Source organism: Amycolatopsis sp. NPDC001319 (assembly GCF_042896185.1).
GTDB lineage: Bacteria > Actinomycetota > Actinomycetes > Mycobacteriales > Pseudonocardiaceae > Amycolatopsis.
In genome coordinates, this window is the sequence record NZ_JBIAWY010000003.1 from 57,187 (window position 1) to 75,515 (window position 18,329).

Here is an 18,329-nt window from a genome sequence, read left to right on the forward strand (position 1 = left end):
CACCCCTCGCGCCCCGCTGGCCGCCACCGCCGCCGACGGGCTGAAGATCGTGATCGTCGGGGGCTTCGGCGTCGGCAAGACCACGATGGTCCGGTCGGTCAGCGAGATCCGGCCGCTGAGCACCGAGGAGACGATGACGCAGGCCGGTGTCGGCATCGACCAGGGCCTGCAGGGCAAGACCACGACCACGGTCGCGTTCGACTTCGGCCGCATCAGCCTCGACGAGCGCATGGTGCTGTACTTGTTCGGCGCGCCCGGCCAGGAGCGCTTCTGGTTCCTGTGGGACCGGCTGTTCTCCGGCACGCTCGGCGCGGTGGTCCTCGTGGACACCCGCCGCCTGGCCGACTCGTGGTACGCGATCGACCGGCTGGAGCACCACGGCACGCCGTTCATCGTGGCGCGCAACAACTTCGAGCCGCCGGCCCACGATCTCGACCAGGTCCGCGACGCGCTGGACCTCTCACCCGACGTGCCCCTGATCGACTGCGACGCGCGCCGCCGCGACTCGTCCAAGCAGGTGCTGATCTCGCTCGTCGACCACCTCTACTCGTTGTCCACCGCCCGGGAGAACCAGCCGTGACCGAACACCGGCCTGAAGTGTCCACAGAGGACTTCATCAAGCTCTACGGCGCGCAGTTCCAGGAAGATCCGGCCACCCTGTACGGGCGGATCCGCCAGGAGTACGGCGGTGTCGCCCCGGTGCTGCTCGACGGCGACGTCCCCGCGTGGCTGGTCTGCGGCTACCGCGAGGTGCACCAGGTCACCAGCGACTCCCAGCTGTTCGCCCGCGACACGCGCCGCTGGAACCAGTGGGAGAACGTGCCGGCCGACTGGCCGCTGCTGCCCTACGTGGCGCACAACCCGTCGGTGATGTTCACCGAGGCGCTGGAGCACCGCCGCCGCGCCGGCGCGATCGGCGACGCACTGTCCGCAGTGGACCAGTTCGACCTGCGCGCGCACTGCGAGCAGATCGCCGACCGGCTGATCGACACGTTCGCCGGCGCCGGCGAGGCCGATCTCATCAGGCAGTTCGCGATGCAGATCCCCTTGCTGGCCATCGCGAAGATGTACGGCATGCCCGAGGCCGAGACCCCGGCGCTGGTGCGCGACGTCGCGATCTCCCTCGACGTCGGCCCCGACGCGATCCCGGCGTACGGCCGCGTGCAGGAGGCGATGGGCCGGCTGCTGGCGCTCAAGCACCGGCAGCCCGGCCACGACGTTCCTTCGCACATGGCCCAGAACCCCGCGGGGCTCACCGACGCCGAGATCGTGCAGGACCTGCTGGTGGTCACGGCCGCCGCGCAGCAGCCGACGGCCAACTGGATCGGCAACACCATCCGGCTGATGCTCACCGACGACCGCTTCGCGATGACGCTCTCGGGCGGGCGCGGCAGTGTCGGCGAGGCCCTCAACGAGGTCCTCTGGCACGACACGCCCACCCAGAACTTCATCGGCCGCTTCGCCACGCGCGACACGCAGCTCGGCGGCCGCCGCATCCGTACCGGCGACCTGCTCGTGCTCGGCCTCGCCGCCGCGAACGCCGACCCGCACGTGCGCCCCGACCTCGCCGGCGGCGCCGTCGGGAACCACGCGCACATGTCGTTCGGCCACGGCGAACACGGCTGCCCGCACCCCGCACCCGAGGTCGCGGAGGTCATCGCCCGCACGACCGTCGAGGTGCTGCTCGACCGGCTGCCCGACCTGTCGCTGTCGGTTCCGGACGAGTCGCTGAAGTGGCAGCGGTCGATGTGGATGCGCGGGCTGGAGTCGCTGCCCGTCACGTTCACGCCAACGTACGTCGCGAGCCACGTCGCCAGCTGGGGCTGATCAGTTGGGCGTGAACCGCACCGGCAACGCTGACGGCCCGCGTGTGAACACCCCCGCTTCGTGGGTGTCCGCGTTGTCGGCGAGCCGCACGTTCGGCATCGCGTCGAGCAGCTGCGCCACGCCGACCTCGATCTCCGTCTTCGCCAGCAGCGCGCCGACGCAGAAGTGCCGGCCCAGCGCGAACGACAGGTGGTTCGCGGCCGCGGAGAACGCGGTCTCCGTCGGAAGGTCCGTGCGGAAGATGTCGAACTCGTTCGGGTTCCCGAACCGTCGCGGGTCGCGGTTGGCCGCGCCGATCAGGCAGGTCACGGTGCTGCCTGCCGGTACGCGCTCGCCCGAGATCTCGATGTCCTCGGCGGGCTGGCGCATGATCATGTGCACCGGCGGCGTGTAGCGCAGCGTTTCCGCGAACGCCTTCGGGATCAGTCCGTGGTCGGCTTGCACGGCCGCGAGCTGCTCCGGATTTTCCAGCAGGTTCTTGAACACGCTGGCGATCGCCTTGTCGGTGGTCTCCCCGCCGGCGGCGAGCAGCAGGCTGCAGAACGCCTTGATGTCCTCGTCGCTCATCCGCGTGCCGTCGACCTCGGCCGAGCAGAGCGTGGAAAGCAGGTCGTCGCCGAGGTTTTCGCGGCGGGCCCGGATGATCGGGATCAGGTACTCGGCCAGCTCCTCGCGCGTGCGCACGCCGGCCGCGGCGACGTCGGGGTCCTGGCTGAGGTTGCCGAGGAAGCCGATGATCGCGGTGTACCAGTGCTGGAACCGCTCGTGGTCGCTCTGGTCCAGACCAAGCATGTCCACGATCACGTTGATCGGGAAGTGGCGCGCGTAGTCCTGCACCAGGTCGGCTTCGCCGCGGCCGCGGAAGCTGTCGATGAGCTGACGGGAGTTCCGCTCGATCACCGGTCGGAACTTCTGCTCCAGCTCGTTGCCGCGGAACGCCGGCACCACCAGCGCCCGCCGGATCGAGTGCTCGCGCCCGCTCATCTGCAGGATCGTGCGCCCGTGCGCGGGCTCCAGCTGCCAGCTGTAGTTGTCCGTGGTGAACACCGGCTCCCGAAACGCCCTGGCGACGTCGTCGTAGCGGGAAACGATGTAGCTCTGCATACCTTCATGCCAGACGATGGGCTCGTCTTCCAACATGATGTCGTACGCGGAATACGGGTCGGCTGCGAATTCGGCGGAAAGGATGTCCGGCGCGTGACGTGCCGTGGTCATGGAGCTCCCTCGCTCTGGCGGTGGAACATCCACGTTATCGACGGACGTTGCGTGTGCGGGGAAAATTCAGGCCATTGGAGCAGACCACTGCTCCAGGTGGATTACCGGCCGAACACTGTCCGGTGTCGGCGCGTAGTGATCGGGGACCGCGCGTCACTCACTAGAGTTTTTCCGGTCATCGGGATTACCGAACCGGGAATTACCGGACCGGACGCCTTCAGCCCCTCGGTGCGATCGAATCCCACGTGCTCAGCAGCTGATCGGCGTCCATCACCGCGCCGAAGTACTTGTCGATGTTCATCAGCGCGGCGTCGTGCTCGGCTTGGGTGAAAGCCGCGCAGCAGTCGCCCATGAACGCGATGTGGTAATCGAGCATGTAACCGTGCCGCGCGGTCGATTCCACGCAGACGTTCGTGCTCACGCCGGCCATCACCAGCGTCTCGGCCCGCAGCGTGCGCAGCACCGAATCCAGCCGCGTGTTCACGAATCCGCTGTACCGGTGCTTCAGCACCACGGTTTCCCCTGGCAGCGGCGCCACCTCGAACGGCTCCGCGCCCCACGTCCCCGCCCGGCAGACCACCCCCGAACGGCCGCCGGACCGCGCGGTCAACGCCGCCGAGTCGGTCGCCTTCTCGTGCGCCGTCTGCACGAACACGACCGGCACCCCGTGCGCCCGCGCCCCGGCCAGCAGCGCCTGCAGCCGGGGGACCATCTCCTTGGCCGCGCTCACGTCCTCACCACGCCGGGCACACGCGCCGTCGGGGTGGCAGTAGTCGTTCTGCACGTCCACCACCACGACGGCCGCCTTGGCGGGGTTCAGCTTTTCCTCGTCGAATCGCACAGTCGCCACCTCGGTCGAGCCACTTCGGGAGCCGCTTCGGGAGTCGGGAACCTACCGGCCGGACCACACCCCCACCAGGAGGGTTTCCACTGGCTGAAAATCAACCGGCCGGGGCCAGCTCCGCCAGCGCTTCCCGCAGCTTCCCCGTCACCTCGACCGGCCGCCGCGACTCCCGGTCCACGAAGACGTGCACGAACTGCCCCTCCGCCACCAGCACCTCGGCGGCGGTGTACATCCCGATCTCGTACCGCACGCTCGACCGCCCGAGGTGCGCCACCCGCAGCCCGACCCGCAACGACCCCGGGAACGACACCGAAGCGTGGTACTGGCACCGCGACTCCACGCACAGCCCGATCACCTCGCCGGCTTCGATGTCCAGCCCGCCGCGGTCGATCAGCCACGTGTTGATCACCGTGTCCATCAACGAGTAGTGCACCACGTTGTTCACGTGGCCGTAGACGTCGTTGTCCTTCCACCGCAAGGGAACCGTCTGCCAGAACGGGTAACTCACCACAGCTGCACCGAGGATCGCAGAATCCCGGCCAGGTCGGCCTCGGAAGCCTCCCGCGGCGCCGTCGCCAGCAACCGCTGCTGCTTCAGCGTCCCGGAGACCAGCGAGTCCACATCGGACTCGGCATACCCCACCGCACCGATGCCGGCGGGAATCCCGATCTCCCGCATGAGGTTCACCAGCACCGCCGGCAGGTGGTCCTCGAAGTCCCCGGCCCACTCGAAGTCCGGCGCCAGCAACCGCGCCACCCGCAGGTGGCGCTCCGGTGCGGCGGAGAACGTGAACCGGAACGCCTCCGGCGCCGTCAGCGACACCGCCATCCCGTGCGGCACCATCGCCTCGTCGCCCGGGTAGCCGTCCGGGTGGAACTCCCGCACCTGCCCCGCGATCGGGTACGCGTTGGCGTGCGGGATGTGCACCCCGGCGTTGCCGAACCCCAGCCCCGCGAAGGTGGCCGCCAGGGCCATCGCCTCACGCGCCTCCAGGTCCGAACCGCCGCGCACCGCCCGGGGCAACGCCCACGACAGCAACGACAACGACTTCTCCGCGAACATGTCCGCCAACGGGTTCGACCCGCAGTACGGCACCCGCTGCTCGGGCTTCTTCCGGTCGAACGACGTGTACGGCTTCGCCGTGTAGCTCTCCGCCGCGTGACAGAGGATGTCCATCCCGGACGCGGCGGTCACCCCGGCCGGCTGCGTCACCGTCAACCGCGGGTCCACGACCGCCAGCGTCGGCCGCAGCCGCAGGTGGCTGATGCCGCTCTTCACCCGCAGTGACAACACATCGAGCACACACACCGTCGTGCTCTCCGACCCGGTCCCCGTCGTGGTCGGCACCGCCACGAGCGGCTTCAACGGGTTCGACGGCGCCCGCCCGCCGCCCACCGGCGCGTTGACGTAGTCCATCAGCGAGCCCTCGTTGGACGTCAGCAGGTTCGCCGCCTTCGCCGTGTCGATGCTCGACCCGCCACCCACGGCGACGAACGCGTCGTACGGCCCGCTCCCGCGCGCGAAGTCCACGGCCTTCTGCATGCTCACGTCCGTCGGCTCCACGTGGACGCCGTCGAAGATCTCCGTCGCGATCCCGTACGACTCGATCCCCGAGGCGATCCGCGTCGGCCACCCCGTCTCGGCGACGGTCGGATCCGTGACCACGAGTACCCGGCGAACGCCGTACTGCGTGAGGTCGTAACCGATCTCGTCGCTGGATCCCGTGCCGTACTTCAACGCGGGGGCGCCATACGTGAAAACGGTTTCATGCTCGGGGGACGTCAAGGCCGTGGTCCTCGCTTCCTGCCAGCGGGCGGTCAAAGCGGACATTCGTCCCATTTTCGCAGTCATTACCCGAAGATCACTTGACTGCGGTGAACCGTGCCGCCCTAAGCTCTCCTCATTAGATACCAATTGGGAGCGACCGTCGCCCAGACGGCCGTGCGCATCCTGACCGAGGCCCAGGTCCGCCGGGTGTACGCGGTCGTCGGTGAAGCGTTCCTGGAGCTGCTCGACGCGTTGCAGCGCGAACGCGAAGTGACACTCGTCTCCGCGCGCCACGATTCGGGCGCCGCGTTCATGGCCGAAGCCGAGGGCAAGCTCACCGAACGGCCCGCCGTGCTGCTCGCGAGCCGCGGCCCGGGTGCCGCGAACCTCGCCATCGGGGTGCAGACGGCGTACCAGGACGAGACGCCGATGGTCGTCCTCCTCGAGACGCCGGCGCTCGACCGCACGATCACCGGCGAGCTGCCGACGTCCGACCTCACGGCGATGTTCGAGTCCATCGCGAAGTGGTGCGTGCGCGCCGAAGACCCCGACGCGGTGCCGGGCTTGCTCGCCGAAGCGCTCACGCGCTGTCGCGAAGGTCGTCCGGGACCGGTCGTGCTCGGCGTGCCCAGCGACGCGTGGGGAGTGCCGTACGACTCGGCCAAGCCGGTGGCCAAGGTGCGCCCGCCGGTCACGGGCACGCTGGGCCGTTCGGCCGAAGCCGTCGCCGGGCTCGTCGACGAGGCCCGCTACCCGGTGGTCATCGTCGGCGGCCGCGCGCGTTCGGCGCGCGACGAGCTGATCGCCGTCGCCGACGAGCTCGCCCTGCCCGTCTACAACGCCTTCCGCCGCCAGGACGCCTTCCCCGAGACGCACGCGCGTTACGCCGGCCACCTCGGCCTCGGCATCCCCGCGCGTCAACTCGACGCCCTCGAACGCGCCGACCTCGTGCTCGCCCTCGGCACCCAGCTCGACGAGGTGACCACCCAGGGTTACCGCTACCCGACGGCCCAGCAGACGCTCGTACTGGTCGGCACCGGTATCGACGAGCAGCGTCGCCGCGGCCTCACCTTCCGCGTCGACTCCGAGGTCGAGCCGTTCCTGCGTGAGCTGCGCACGATCGCGACGCCGCGCACGCGTCGGGCATCGGCGGCCAACGCCGCCGTGCACACCTTCATGACCCCGCCCGACACGAGCGGCAACACGCGCGTGCACCCCGTCGACGTGATCCGCGCCCTGCGCAAGCTCGCGCCCGAGGACACGATCGTCACGAGTGACGCGGGCAACTTCGCGCAGTTCATGCACCGCTACTGGTGCTTCACCGCACCGCGCAGCCAGCTCGGCCCGAGCAACGCGGCCATGGGCTACGCCGTGCCCGCCGCCATCGCGGCCAAGCTCGCCGAACCGCGCCGCGCCGTCGTCGCGATGGTCGGCGACGCCGGCACCCTCATGACGGGCCAGGAGATCGAGACCGCCGTCCGCTACCGCGCGCCGGTGATGGTGGTCGTGTTTCAGAACGGCGTCCACGGGGCATTGGCCATGCACCAGGCCCGTGCACACGGGCGGCTCTCGGGCGTCACGATTCCGCTCACGGACTTCGCGTCGTGGGCGCGCGGGCTCGGCGCTGCCGGGTACACGGTGGACGATCGCGAAGAGCTCGAAGCGATCGTCGCGAGTGCGTTGGTGCGCCAGCGTCCGTGTGTGATCGATGTGAGGACGGACCCGGACGTCGTAACGCCGGACGTCCGCCTGAGCACTTTGCTGAGCGCGGTTCGCCCGCAATCGCCCGGGCAGTGATTTTCCTCCGGCGCGCAACAGGAAACGCCGGGAAAGTTCAGTGGCCGCAGGGGGGTGGCTCCGGTAGCCTGGCGGTGTTCCCAGGGGTTCGCGGGAGAACCGGGATCCGGCAGAGTCACATGCACGGTCATATCGGGACGCGCCGCGCACACGGATCAGCTTCCGTGGCGCGAGGGTTACCGATTCAGTGGTCTGGTCCGGACGGGAACAGCCGGTTTCTGTCGGTGCCGGATGACATCATCACGGCATCGCCCGCTGGGAGGCGGGTGGGAACGAGGGGAGTTCAACATGGCCGACGAAAAGACCACGGTTTCGCGTGGTTCGTCAGCCCGCACCGCCGCGGCGCGCGCCGCCGGGGCGCGCACGGCGACGGAGCAGGTCCGCGAGACCTCGGGTGTCGTGCCGGTGCTGTTCAGCGCCGTCGCGGAGGCCCACGACGTGGCCGTCGTGGTCGGTGACCAGGACGCCGGCTGGCGTTCGCCGTTCGGAGGCGGTCTGCGTCCGGCGAGTGGCGAATAGCTCACCCCGGCCCGGCTCCGGCCTGGTCACGAGGGTGAGCGCGGGTGACTCGGGTTGTCCCTGTGCCACGAGCTGTGCTTTACTTTAGATGGTCTCGATTTTTGTGAGTCACGCTCGCAGATTTCAGCGGGCGTAGTGTCTCCTCACTCGAGGAAGCAAACCGCCCGGGTTTGACCCGGGATGCTGATGTGGCTTCCCGTTTGGTGTTATGTATGGAGATATTTAATGACTCAGGGCACTGTGAAGTGGTTCAACTCCGAGAAGGGGTTCGGCTTCATCACCCCCGACAACGGTGGCGGCGACGTCTTCGTTCACTACAGCGAGATCCAGGGTAGCGGCTTCAAGAGCCTCGAAGAGAACGCTCGCGTGGAGTTCGAGATCGGCCAGGGCCAGAAGGGCCCGCAGGCCACGTCGGTCACCGTCATCTGACCTAGACCTTCGTGAAGGGGCCGTCACCCACGCTACGGGTGGCGGCCCTTTTCGTATGTCAACGCTGTCGTAAGTCAGCGCCGCCGTCTTGTCGGCGCTGACTTACGCCATACCGTTGCGCGCTGCGCCGGGGTTGTCCCACGATCTGGTTTCCCTTGCCGGACAACGACTTCCGTGCCTCCGGCTCACCCCGCTATCACCCGATCGTGTCCGACGTGGACCTCGTAGGCTGCGCGCCATGATCGAGAACGGCTACACCGTCTCCGGGATGTCCTGCGGCCACTGTGCACAGTCGGTCACCGAGGAAATCACCGAACTTCCGGGCGTCGAAAGCGTCGAGGTCGACGTCGAAACCGGCCGCGTCGTCGTGCGCAGCGCCGAAGAGCTCAGCGAGGACGCCGTCCGCGGTGCCGTCGAAGAAGCGGGTTACACCTACGAAGGCACCGCGGCACTCGTCTAGCCGATCGGAATCAGCCGATCAGAGCACGGCGTCCGCGAGCCGCTTGACGTCGGCCACGTCGTCGGTGCCCGGGTTGAAGATCAGCTCGTCCACGCCGAGGTCGGCGAACGACGTCATGGTCGCCTTCAGCTTTTCGGGCGTCCCGCACAGGCCGGACACAGCGAGCTCGGTGAATTCGCCCGCGCCGGCGTAGTAGTCGCCGACGTTCGCCCGGCCCTGGTCGGGGTCGCCGAGCGCGAAGTAGGCCAGCGCCACCAGGTAGGGCTCACCGGTGCGGCCGGAGTCCTTCCACGCGGCGCGGGCCTGCTCGAAGTGCCCGGCCACGAACTGCGCCGGAGCCGAGCCGCCGACGTAACCCTGGCCCCACTTGGCCATGCGCGCGAACGACGCCGGCGCCATGCCGCCGAAGAGCATCGGCACCTCGCGGGTCCCGGCCGGCACGCCCGGGTTGTCACCGCCACCGACCGGCTGTCCTGTCCACATCGAACGGTACGTCTCGAGGTCGCGGTCGATGCGCGCCCCGAGGCCCTTGGTGCCGAGTCCGTCCACGACGAAGTCGTCCGGGCGGATGCCGATCCCGAAGCCGACGGTCAGCCGGCCGCCGGAAACGCCGTCGATGGCGGCGAGTTCCTTCGCCAGCAACGGCGCCGGCCACACCGTCGCCAGCAGGTCACCGCTCATGAGCCCGATCGACTTGGTCGCGCCCGCCGCCGCGGCCAGTGCCACCGTGTCCATCACGCCGGGGTAGGCGATCCGGCCGACGGTGGCCAGCGACGAGAATCCCGCCTCCTCGGCCTGCGCCGCCCATTCGGGGATGACCTGCGGGCGGACGTCGCGCACCTGGTTCGGGATTCCGACACCGATCTTCATGCTCACCGCTTTCCGGGTAAGAGATTTACCGGTCGGTCTAACACGATCGACCCGTTTGCCGGGCCGCGTCACCTGATCGGCGCGCGTCCTGCCGCGCGGGGTGCCCTTCGACCCCTGCCTCGGCTGGGTGATTCCCCCGGCCGAAGTACTGGGCCGTCCGGGTGAGCATTCGAGCTGCAACCCTCCGCAACCCTTCCCCTATCCCGCTTCACACGGTCTGCTGAACCGGCACAAGCAGGACAAGGAGATCTGTGGTGGGCCCAGGTGTGGCGGGCATCGTTGCCAACCCGGCGTCGGGGCGGGACATCCGACGGCTGGTGGCGCAGGCGTCCGTGTTCCCGACGGCCGAGAAGGCCAACATGGTCCAGCGCGTGCTGGCCTCGCTGGCCATCACGGGCGTGGGGAGAACGCTCGTTTCCACGGACCTCGGTGGCATTTCCGCGGCCGTTCTCCGGCAGCTCGGGCGCCATCCGCTGCCGGGTGTCGAGTTCTGCGACAAAGACCCGCTCACGGGCACCGCGGAGGACACGATGAACGCCGTCCGCCGCATGGTCGACGCGGGCGCCGGCGTGATCGTGTGCCTCGGCGGCGACGGCACGGCCCGGGTCGCCGCGAAGGCGTGCGGCGAGGTACCGCTACTCGCGCTGTCCACCGGCACCAACAACGCCTTCCCGCAGATGCGCGAAGCCACCGTCGCGGGTCTCGCCGCCGGCTTCATCGCGAGCGGTCAGATCGACCCCGACCTGGTCACCCACCGCGTGAGCAAGCTCGAAGTCGTCACCAAGGCGCGGCGCGAGATCGCCCTGGTGGACGTCGCCGTGACCCTGAGCAAGCACGTCGGTGCGAAGGCGCTGTGGGATCCCGCATCGCTCACCGAGCTCTACTGCACCTTCGCCGAGCCCGACGGCATCGGCCTGTCCAGCATCGCGGGCCAGCTCTGCCCGAGCCCGCGGTCCAGCGCCGACGGCGTCGCCCTCAAGCTCGGGCCCGTCGGCGTCACCCCGCACGTGGTCCACGCGCCCATCGCCCCCGGCCTGGTGAAAGCCGTCGGCGTGCGCGGCTGGGGCGTGCTCCAGCAGGGCATGCGCGTGGACCTCGCCGCCGGCGGTGGCGTGATCGCCGTCGACGGAGAGCGCGAGCTCGAACTCAAGCCAGGGGAGAGCGCGTACGTCGAGCTCCGGTCCGATGGGCCGTGGTGCGTCGACGTCCGCGCGGTGATGGCCGAAGCGGCCAGACGGGGGTTGTTGCGCACCACGTCCGCGAACGAACCGAATAAGGAGCGTCGACGATGACGGAAACCTTGCTGGAGGCTTATCGCACCATGCGCACGATCCGCGCGTTCGAGGAACGCGTGCACGAGGAGTTCGCCAGCGGCGACATCCCCGGCTTCGTCCACCTCTACGCCGGCGAGGAGGCCTCGGCCGCCGGCGTCTGCCGCCATCTCGACCGCCGCGACACCATCGCCAGCACCCACCGCGGCCACGGCCACTGCATCGCCAAGGGCGTGGACGTGAAGGCCATGATGGCCGAGATCTACGGCCGCACCACGGGATCTTGTCACGGCAAGGGCGGCTCGATGCACATCGCCGACCTGTCGAAGGGCATGCTCGGCGCCAACGGCATCGTCGGCGGCGGCCCACCGCTCATCTGCGGCACCGCGCTCGCCGCGAAGCAGCAGGGGACCGGTGGCGTCGGCGTCGCCTTCTTCGGCGACGGCGCCAGCAACCAGGGCACCACGCTCGAAGCCCTCAACCTCGCGTCCGTCTGGAACCTGCCTGCGCTCTTCGTCGCCGAGAACAACGGCTACGCCGAAGCCACGTCCAGCACCTGGTCGGTGGCCTCGGACAACATCGCCGACCGCGCCGCGGGCTTCGGCATGCCGGGCGTGATCGTCGACGGCTACGACTTCTTCGCCGTCACCGAAGCCGCCGGCGAGGCCATCGACCGCGCCCGCAACGGCGGCGGTCCCACGCTCCTGGAAGTGAAGTTCACGCGCTACTTCGGCCACTTCGAAGGCGACCAGCAGAGCTACCGCGCCGACGAGGTCGCAAACGCCCGCGAAAACCTCGACTGCCTCAAGCGCTTCCGCACGCGCGTCGTCGAAAGCGGCGAGCTGTCCGCGGAAAGCCTCGACGAGGTCGACACCGAAGTCGCGAAACTCGTCGAAGAAGCCGTGGCGGAAGCCAAAGCCGCACCGAAACCCACCCGAGCCGACTTGGAGACCGACGTCTACGTCTCGTACTGAAGGGAGCGCGAGTCATGGCACGCACGATCAGCTACCGCGAAGCGATCAACGAGGCCCTCGCGCAGGAGATGCAGCGCGACGAGTCGGTGATCGTGATGGGCGAGGACAACGCCGGCGGCGCGGGCAGCCCCGGCGAGGACGACGCGTGGGGCGGCGTTCTCGGCGTCACCAAAGGGCTTTTCCACCAGTTCCCCGGCCGGGTGCTCGACACGCCGATCTCCGAATCGGCCTTCATCGGCGCGGCCATCGGCGCCGCGACGGCCGGCCAGCGGCCCGTGGCCGAGCTGATGTTCATCGACTTCATGGGCGTCTGCTTCGACCAGATCTTCAACCAGGCAGCCAAGTTCCGCTACATGTTCGGCGGCAACGCGCGCACGCCCGTGGTGATCCGCACGATGTACGGCGCGGGCCTGCGGGCGGCCGCCCAGCATTCCCAGTGCCTGTACCCGATCTTCACGCACATCCCGGGCCTGAAGGTCGTGGTGCCCTCCAGCCCGTACGAGGCCAAGGGGCTTCTCATCCAGTCCATTCGCGACGACGACCCGGTGATCTTCTGCGAGCACAAGGCTCTTTACGACACCACCGGCGAAGTCCCCGAAGACAGCTACACGATTCCGTTCGGCGAAGCCAATGTCCTGCGCGACGGCGGTGATATCACCATCGTCGCGATCGGCCGCATGGTCGGTGTCGCCGAGGAAGCCGCGCACGAGCTGTTCGAAAGCGGCATCGAGGCCGAGGTGATCGACCCGCGCACGACCAGTCCCCTCGACACCGAGACGATCCTCGAAAGCGTCGAGAACACCGGCCGGCTCGTGATCGTCGACGAGGCTTCCCCGCGCTGCAACCTCGCCACGGACATTTCCGCGCTCGTGGCCCGTGAAGGGTTCGCGTCGCTGCGGGCGCCGATCGAGATGGTCACGCCGCCGCACACGCCCGTGCCCTTCTCCGACGCGCTCGAAGACCTCTACATCCCGGGCCCCCAGCAGGTGGTCAACGCGGCGAAAGCCGTGGTCGGCTGGACCCGCTGATGGCCGACATCCAGCGTGTCACCATGCCCAAGTGGGGCTTGTCGATGAAGACGGGCCGCATCACCGACTGGCTCGCCGCCGAAGGCGACGATATCACCGAGGGTGACGATCTCGTCGACATCGACACCGACAAGATCACCGGCACGCTGGAGTCCCCGGGCTCCGGCGTGCTGCGCCGGGTGATCGCGCCGGCGGGGGAGGACGTGCCCGTCGGCGCCACGATCGCCCTGGTCGCGCCCGCCTCCGTCGCCGACGCCGAGGTCGACGAAGCCGCCGAGGTCGCGTTGCGGGAGCTGGCCGAAGGCGTGGTCGAGGAGGCGGCTGGACCGGTCACCGGCACCGTCGAGGTCGACGGCCGCAAGCTCAGCTATGCCACGCTCGGTGACGGTGGTGGTGCGGACGGCGAGGTTGTCGTCCTCGTCCACGGCTACGGCGGCGACAAGAACTCCTGGCTCTTCGTCCAGGAGCCGCTCGCCGACGGCCGCACCGTCCACGCCCTCGACCTCCCCGGTCACGGTGAGTCCACCAAGGACGTCGGCGACGGCTCGCTCACCACCCTCGCCAACGCCGTCCTCGGCTTCCTGGAAACACTCAATGTCACCCGAGCGCACCTCGTCGGCCACTCGCTCGGCGGCGCCGTCGTCGTGGCCGCCGCCGCGGCGCAACCCGCGAAGGTCTCTTCGCTGACGCTGGTGGCCCCGGCGGGCTTCGGCGACCGCATCAACGCGGGTTACCTGCGCGGGTTCGCCACCGCCACGTCGAGGCGAGAGCTGAAACCGCACCTGGGTGCCCTCTTCGCCGACCCGGACCTGGTCACGCGCCGTCTCGCCGACGACCTCCTCAAGTACAAACGCCTCGACGGCGTCGACCGCGTCCTGGAGAAGCTCCTCACCACCCTGCTCGAAGACGACGACACCCCGGGTCTGCACGTCGCCCCGCTCCTGGCGCAGTACGGCGGCCCGGTCACCGTGGTCTGGGGCAGTGAAGACGCCGTGCTCCCAGCCGAAAACGCCGCCGGTCTCCCGGACGTCCACCGCGTCGAAGGCGCCGGTCACCTGGTGCACTTGGAGAAACCGTCGGCTGTGGTCGAAGCCGTGGTCGAGGTTGCCGGGGGAGCGACGGGGGGATCGTCACGGCCGTGATCGGCCCTTGACTGCCCCTCTGATCGCGCCTTGATCGGCCCGATATCGACGCCGTTACGCCCTTGATCGACTCTGTCGGTGAAGTCACCGCCTCTTCCGATCACGGCCCGCTCACCGGCACACTGGCGCCGGAAGCCGGGTGAAGAGCGCCCCAATGTGGCGTTGGGTGCGTGGGGAGTCGGACGAGGAGCGGTGGTTGGGCCAGCAGCACCTCGAGGCAGCGTTGCCGGTCGGGGTCGACCCCCGGCGGCACGCGCGCGCTCTCGCCCGCGTCCACGAGGCAGCCATCGCCGGCGAAGAGCTGCCCAGTGCGCCGCGGTCGGTGATCAGCGAGTCCTGGTCGCGGGTGCAGGCGCTCGGCGTCGATCCGGACCGTGGCGCGTCGTCGCCGGTGCTCGACGTCGCCGAGCTCGAAGAACGCCGCCGCGAAAGCGGACTCGCGCCCCTGCTGCCGATCCTGCGCGGCGGCCTGCTGAGCTTGGCCGATCAGGCCGCGCACATCATGGTGATCGTCGACGCCGCCGGCCACGTCCTCTGGCGCGACGGCTCCGTCCCGGTCCGCCGCCGCGCCGACCGCCTCGGGTTCGTGGAGGGCGTCGACTGGCAGGAAGAAGCCGTCGGCACCAACGCCATCGGCACGGCGCTCGTCGCCCGGCGGCCGGTGCAGGTCTACTCCGCCGAGCACTACGTCCGCGCCCAGCACGACTGGACCTGTGCCGCCGCCCCGCTGCACGATCCCCGCGACGGCCGGCTCCTCGGCGTCGTCGACCTCTCCGGCCCCGCCTCGACGGTCCACGCCACCACCCTCGCCCTCGTCGACGCCGTCGGCCGCCTCGCCGAGTCCCAGCTGCGCACCTCGCACCTGACCGACCTCGAACGCCTGCGCGGCATCGCGGTTCCCTTGCTGGCCAAGGTTTCCGGCCGCGCGCTGGTCACCGATCCACACGGCTGGATCGCCGCCGCCACCGGCTTGGCGCCCGCCGGCCGGCTGCCGCTGCCCGCGTCCGTGGGGCCGGGTCCGCTGTGGCTGCCGGCCCACGGCCACTGCGTGGTCGAACCACTGCCCGGCGGCTGGCTCATCCGCCTGGCCGACTCCGAAGCCGCGCCACCGACCCGGGTTTCCCTGGACCTGCGCGTCCCCGGCGAACCGATGCTCACGGTCTACGGCGCCACGAGCGAATGGACCCACCGCGTCTCCCCGCGTCACGCACAGCTCCTGCACGCCCTCGCCGCCCACCGAAACGGCTGCAGCGCCTCACAATTGTCGTCCGTCTTGTTCGGCGACGCGACGCGCACGGTCACCGTCCGCGCCGAGGTTTCGCGGCTGCGGCGGATCGTCGGCGGGATCATCGTGGGGCGGCCGTACCGGTTCGCCGACAACCTCGAAGTCGTCGTGCACGGACCTGACGGATCTGCTGTAGCGGGCTAGTTTTGGCCTGCGAAGCAGTGGCACGCGCGGGTTGCCCCGCGTACGCGCAACCACCATTGGTGTGAGTGATCTTTCTTGCCCGCGTGGCAAGCGGCGATGGTGTGCACCATGACCAAGCGAACATCGGTGCGGCAGCGCCGGGTCTCCGCGGAGCTGCGGACGCTGCGCATGGCGGCGGGCATGACGTGCAAAGAGGTTTCCGACGGCCTCGGCTTCTCGGAGAGCAAGATCAGCCGCATGGAGACCGGCGACCGCGGCCTCTATGCCGACGACGTCTCCGCCATCCTCGGCTTCTTGCGCGCACCGCAGGACAAACGCCAGGAGTTGCTGACTCTCCTGCGCGAAGGCGAGGAACGGAACTGGCATGAGATCCACGGCAAACTTCCACCGAACTGGAAGGAACTGGTTCGGTTCGAGGACCAGGCTTCGGCTATCAAGAACTACGAGCCGCTGCTGATTCCGGGCCTCGCGCAGACTCCCGAGTACGCCCGAGCGCTCATGCACAGCATCGACCCAAGCTTGACCGACGGCGAGATCGAGAAGCTCATTGCTGTGCGACTCAACCGACAACTGGTGCTAGGGCGGTTAAACGGGCCGAGAGTGCACCTGTTGATCGACGAAGGAGTGCTTCGCCGGGTGGTCGGAAGCTCCGAGATCATGCTCGGCCAGCTACAGCACCTGCAGACGATGTCCAACCGGTCGAACGTGGTCCTCCAGGTGGTGCCGTTTTCGGCAGGAGGGCATCCGGGGCTGGAGGGCCCGTTCTTGCTTCTGGAGTTCGTCGATGAGCCCAGTCTTGCCTACGCCGAAACAGTTGGCGCCAGTAGCTTTCTTGAGGATGAAGGGCCAATCGCCCGGGTGAAACGCGGCTGGAAGGGACTAATTGCCGTTGCTCTGTCACCACAGGACTCCGCTAGGCTGATTGCCAGAGCCATCGGCAATCTCAATCCACCCGAGGAGCCCGTACCATGATCGTCCCCGGTCCCAGCCAGGCCTCTTGGCGGAAGAGTTCCTACAGCTCCACGCAGGCCAACTGTGTTGAGGTTGGGGCCTGGAACAAGAGCTCCTACAGCACCACTCAGGCGAACTGTGTTGAGGTGACCGCCACCCCGTCGATCGAGATCGGCGTGCGGGACACGAAGGATCGTGGTGCGGGTCACCTCACCGTTTCGGCTGAAGCCTGGACCGCGTTCTTGGCGGCTGCTGCTTCCCCTGCCGGGCGCTGATCGAGATCACGTGCTGGTGACACCTTCCGGGTGAGGTTCGCCCGGCTCTCCGCGACCGGCTACCTTCTGCGGGTGGCGTACGGGGAGGATCGGGGATGACCAGCACGGTGACGCGGCCGGAGACGTCTGCGGGCACTGGCGGTACGGGTGCTTCCGCGCCCCCGCCTGAGGAACCGGAGGGCCGCAGCGGCATCGCGGGCTTGCTGGAGCTGCCGGGCCAGGCGGTGCGCGCGGTCGTGAGATCGGCGGCGACCACGCCGGGCCGGCTTTCGGTGATCGCGGTGGGGTTGGTGTTGCTGTCGCTGGTGGCGGGGCTCGTGGGCACGCTGTCGGCGCAGAACAAGGACGACACCATCTCCGGCCTGATCAGCTACCGCGAACCGCTCGCGTCGGCGGCGCAGCAGGTGTTCCGCTCGCTGTCCGACGCGGACGCGACGGCGGCGACCACGTTCCTGTCGGTGGGCACCGAGCCGCCGGAGCTTCGCAAGAAGTACGAGCAGGACATCGCGGAGGCCGGTTCGGCGCTGGCGAAGGCCGCGTCGGACACCACTGATGTGGGTGACGCCGCTCACCAGGTGGACATCCTGAACCAGAAGATCCCCGTGTACACCGGGATCGTCGAGACGGCGCGGGCGAACAACCGTCAGGGCTTCCCTTCGGGTGCTTCGTACCTTCGCGAGGCTTCGCAGCTGATGCGGACGACGATCCTGCCCGCGGCCGAAGCGCTGTACCGCGCGGACACCGACAAGCTCGCCGCCGAGCAGGACGACAGCACCGGGTTCCCGTGGGCGGCCGTCGCGCTGTTGCTGGCGCTGGTGGCGGCGCTGGTCGTCACGCAGGTGTACCTCACGCGCAAGACCAACCGCGTCATCAACATCGGCTTGCTGGTGGCGACGGCGTGCATCGTGCTGTCGATGCTGTGGGGCGCGGTGGCGCTCGTCGTGCAGGGCAGCCTGGTCGGCGCGGGCAAGACCGACGGCAGCTCGCAGGTCGACGTGCTCGCCCGCGCGCGCATCGCCGCCCTGCAGGCCCGCGCCGACGAGACGTTGACCCTGGTCGCCCGCGGCGACGGCGCCAGCTACGAACAGCAGTTCATCAAGCTCGCCGAGCAGCTCGTCGGCGCCGACGGCCAAGGCGGCCTGCTCGGCCAGGCCCGTGACCTCGCCGCCGGCACGCCCGGCCAGCAGAAGATCGAGGCCGCCGAACAAGCCGCGCGCGAGTGGTCGCTGGCGCACCTGGAAGTCCGCAAGCTGGACGATTCCGGGCAGTACCAGCAGGCCGTCGATTTCGCGACGTCCGTCAGTCAAGGCAGTGCCGCGGCCGCGTTCGCGCGCCTTGACGCCAACCTCCAGGACGCCATCGAGGTGTGCCGCCAGGAGTTCCTGGACGACACCCAGGCCGGCGGCAACGCGTTGACGGCCCTGGCCCCCGGTGTCGGCGCCCTCGCGGTGCTCGCGGCGGGCGGCGTGACGGTCGGCGTCCGGGAACGTCTGCGGGAGTACCGGTGACGTCGGGTGCGCGCGTGAGACGG

19 protein-coding genes are annotated in these 18,329 nt (G+C 69.2%); 14 read left to right on the forward strand and 5 right to left on the reverse strand.

What is annotated here, in order from left to right:
• Positions 1–49 precede the first annotated feature (49 nt).
• Positions 50–580 (forward strand): ATP/GTP-binding protein, encoded by a 531-nt coding sequence (locus ACFY1H_RS10620; RefSeq protein ID WP_366577912.1) that lies wholly within the window; start codon positions 50–52, stop codon positions 578–580.
• Complete coding sequence (locus ACFY1H_RS10625; RefSeq protein WP_366577607.1) at positions 577–1,827, forward strand: cytochrome P450; 1,251 nt, start codon at positions 577–579, stop codon at positions 1,825–1,827. Before ACFY1H_RS10620 ends, ACFY1H_RS10625 begins: the two co-directional genes overlap by 4 nt.
• Here ACFY1H_RS10625 and ACFY1H_RS10630 read toward each other — a convergent pair whose 3' ends face one another.
• From ACFY1H_RS10630 to ACFY1H_RS10645, 4 genes are all read right to left on the reverse strand, one after another.
• Positions 1,828–3,042: a cytochrome P450 gene (locus tag ACFY1H_RS10630; protein ID WP_366577609.1), complete on the reverse strand. Its 1,215-nt coding sequence runs from the start codon at positions 3,040–3,042 to the stop codon at positions 1,828–1,830.
• 217 nt (positions 3,043–3,259) lie between these two features.
• The gene (locus ACFY1H_RS10635) at positions 3,260–3,883 is read right to left on the reverse strand and encodes an isochorismatase family cysteine hydrolase (protein ID WP_366577611.1); all 624 of its coding nucleotides are present in this window, start codon (positions 3,881–3,883) and stop codon (positions 3,260–3,262) included.
• A 100-nt stretch (positions 3,884–3,983) separates the two neighbouring features.
• A complete protein-coding gene (locus ACFY1H_RS10640; RefSeq protein ID WP_366577613.1) occupies positions 3,984–4,397 on the reverse strand; it encodes a thioesterase family protein in 414 nt (137 codons plus the stop codon).
• Positions 4,391–5,671, reverse strand: a complete 1,281-nt coding sequence (locus ACFY1H_RS10645) for a hydroxyacid-oxoacid transhydrogenase (protein WP_386946857.1) — start codon at positions 5,669–5,671, stop codon at positions 4,391–4,393. The genes ACFY1H_RS10640 and ACFY1H_RS10645 overlap by 7 nt, the downstream gene beginning before the upstream one ends.
• Positions 5,672–5,800: 129 nt before the next feature.
• Here ACFY1H_RS10645 and ACFY1H_RS10650 point away from each other — a divergent pair, with 129 nt between their 5' ends.
• The 4 genes from ACFY1H_RS10650 (at position 5,801) to ACFY1H_RS10665 (ending at position 8,858) form a co-directional block, all read left to right on the forward strand.
• Positions 5,801–7,450, forward strand: coding sequence for a thiamine pyrophosphate-binding protein (locus ACFY1H_RS10650; RefSeq protein ID WP_386946027.1), 1,650 nt, complete (start codon positions 5,801–5,803; stop codon positions 7,448–7,450).
• Positions 7,451–7,738: 288 nt separating this feature from the next.
• Positions 7,739–7,969, forward strand: coding sequence for a hypothetical protein (locus tag ACFY1H_RS10655; RefSeq protein ID WP_220247900.1), 231 nt, complete (start codon positions 7,739–7,741; stop codon positions 7,967–7,969).
• Between the two features lie 225 nt (positions 7,970–8,194).
• Complete coding sequence (locus tag ACFY1H_RS10660) at positions 8,195–8,398, forward strand: cold-shock protein (protein WP_086855961.1); 204 nt, start codon at positions 8,195–8,197, stop codon at positions 8,396–8,398.
• 238 nt (positions 8,399–8,636) lie between these two features.
• Positions 8,637–8,858: a heavy-metal-associated domain-containing protein gene (locus tag ACFY1H_RS10665; RefSeq protein ID WP_366577617.1), complete on the forward strand. Its 222-nt coding sequence runs from the start codon at positions 8,637–8,639 to the stop codon at positions 8,856–8,858.
• An 18-nt stretch (positions 8,859–8,876) separates the two neighbouring features.
• On the opposite strand, the gene ACFY1H_RS10670 is transcribed toward ACFY1H_RS10665, so the two are convergent.
• Positions 8,877–9,728: an LLM class flavin-dependent oxidoreductase gene (locus ACFY1H_RS10670; protein WP_386946030.1), complete on the reverse strand. Its 852-nt coding sequence runs from the start codon at positions 9,726–9,728 to the stop codon at positions 8,877–8,879.
• Between the two features lie 254 nt (positions 9,729–9,982).
• Here ACFY1H_RS10670 and ACFY1H_RS10675 point away from each other — a divergent pair, with 254 nt between their 5' ends.
• The 8 genes from ACFY1H_RS10675 (at position 9,983) to ACFY1H_RS10710 (ending at position 18,306) form a co-directional block, all read left to right on the forward strand.
• A complete protein-coding gene (locus ACFY1H_RS10675) occupies positions 9,983–11,020 on the forward strand; it encodes an NAD(+)/NADH kinase (protein ID WP_366577623.1) in 1,038 nt (345 codons plus the stop codon).
• Positions 11,017–11,973, forward strand: a complete 957-nt coding sequence (locus tag ACFY1H_RS10680; protein WP_366577625.1) for a thiamine pyrophosphate-dependent dehydrogenase E1 component subunit alpha — start codon at positions 11,017–11,019, stop codon at positions 11,971–11,973. The genes ACFY1H_RS10675 and ACFY1H_RS10680 overlap by 4 nt, the downstream gene beginning before the upstream one ends.
• A gap of 14 nt (positions 11,974–11,987) precedes the next feature.
• Positions 11,988–13,001, forward strand: a complete 1,014-nt coding sequence (locus tag ACFY1H_RS10685; RefSeq protein ID WP_366577627.1) for an alpha-ketoacid dehydrogenase subunit beta — start codon at positions 11,988–11,990, stop codon at positions 12,999–13,001.
• Complete coding sequence (locus ACFY1H_RS10690) at positions 13,001–14,143, forward strand: acetoin dehydrogenase dihydrolipoyllysine-residue acetyltransferase subunit (protein ID WP_386946033.1); 1,143 nt, start codon at positions 13,001–13,003, stop codon at positions 14,141–14,143. The genes ACFY1H_RS10685 and ACFY1H_RS10690 overlap by 1 nt, the downstream gene beginning before the upstream one ends.
• A gap of 196 nt (positions 14,144–14,339) precedes the next feature.
• Positions 14,340–15,572: a GAF domain-containing protein gene (locus tag ACFY1H_RS10695; protein ID WP_366577630.1), complete on the forward strand. Its 1,233-nt coding sequence runs from the start codon at positions 14,340–14,342 to the stop codon at positions 15,570–15,572.
• Positions 15,573–15,680: 108 nt separating this feature from the next.
• A complete protein-coding gene (locus ACFY1H_RS10700; protein ID WP_386946036.1) occupies positions 15,681–16,544 on the forward strand; it encodes a helix-turn-helix domain-containing protein in 864 nt (287 codons plus the stop codon).
• A complete protein-coding gene (locus ACFY1H_RS10705; RefSeq protein ID WP_386946038.1) occupies positions 16,541–16,798 on the forward strand; it encodes a DUF397 domain-containing protein in 258 nt (85 codons plus the stop codon). Before ACFY1H_RS10700 ends, ACFY1H_RS10705 begins: the two co-directional genes overlap by 4 nt.
• A gap of 95 nt (positions 16,799–16,893) precedes the next feature.
• Entirely contained in the window at positions 16,894–18,306 is a 1,413-nt protein-coding gene (locus ACFY1H_RS10710; protein ID WP_366577636.1) for a hypothetical protein, read from the forward strand.
• Positions 18,307–18,329 lie beyond the last annotated feature (23 nt).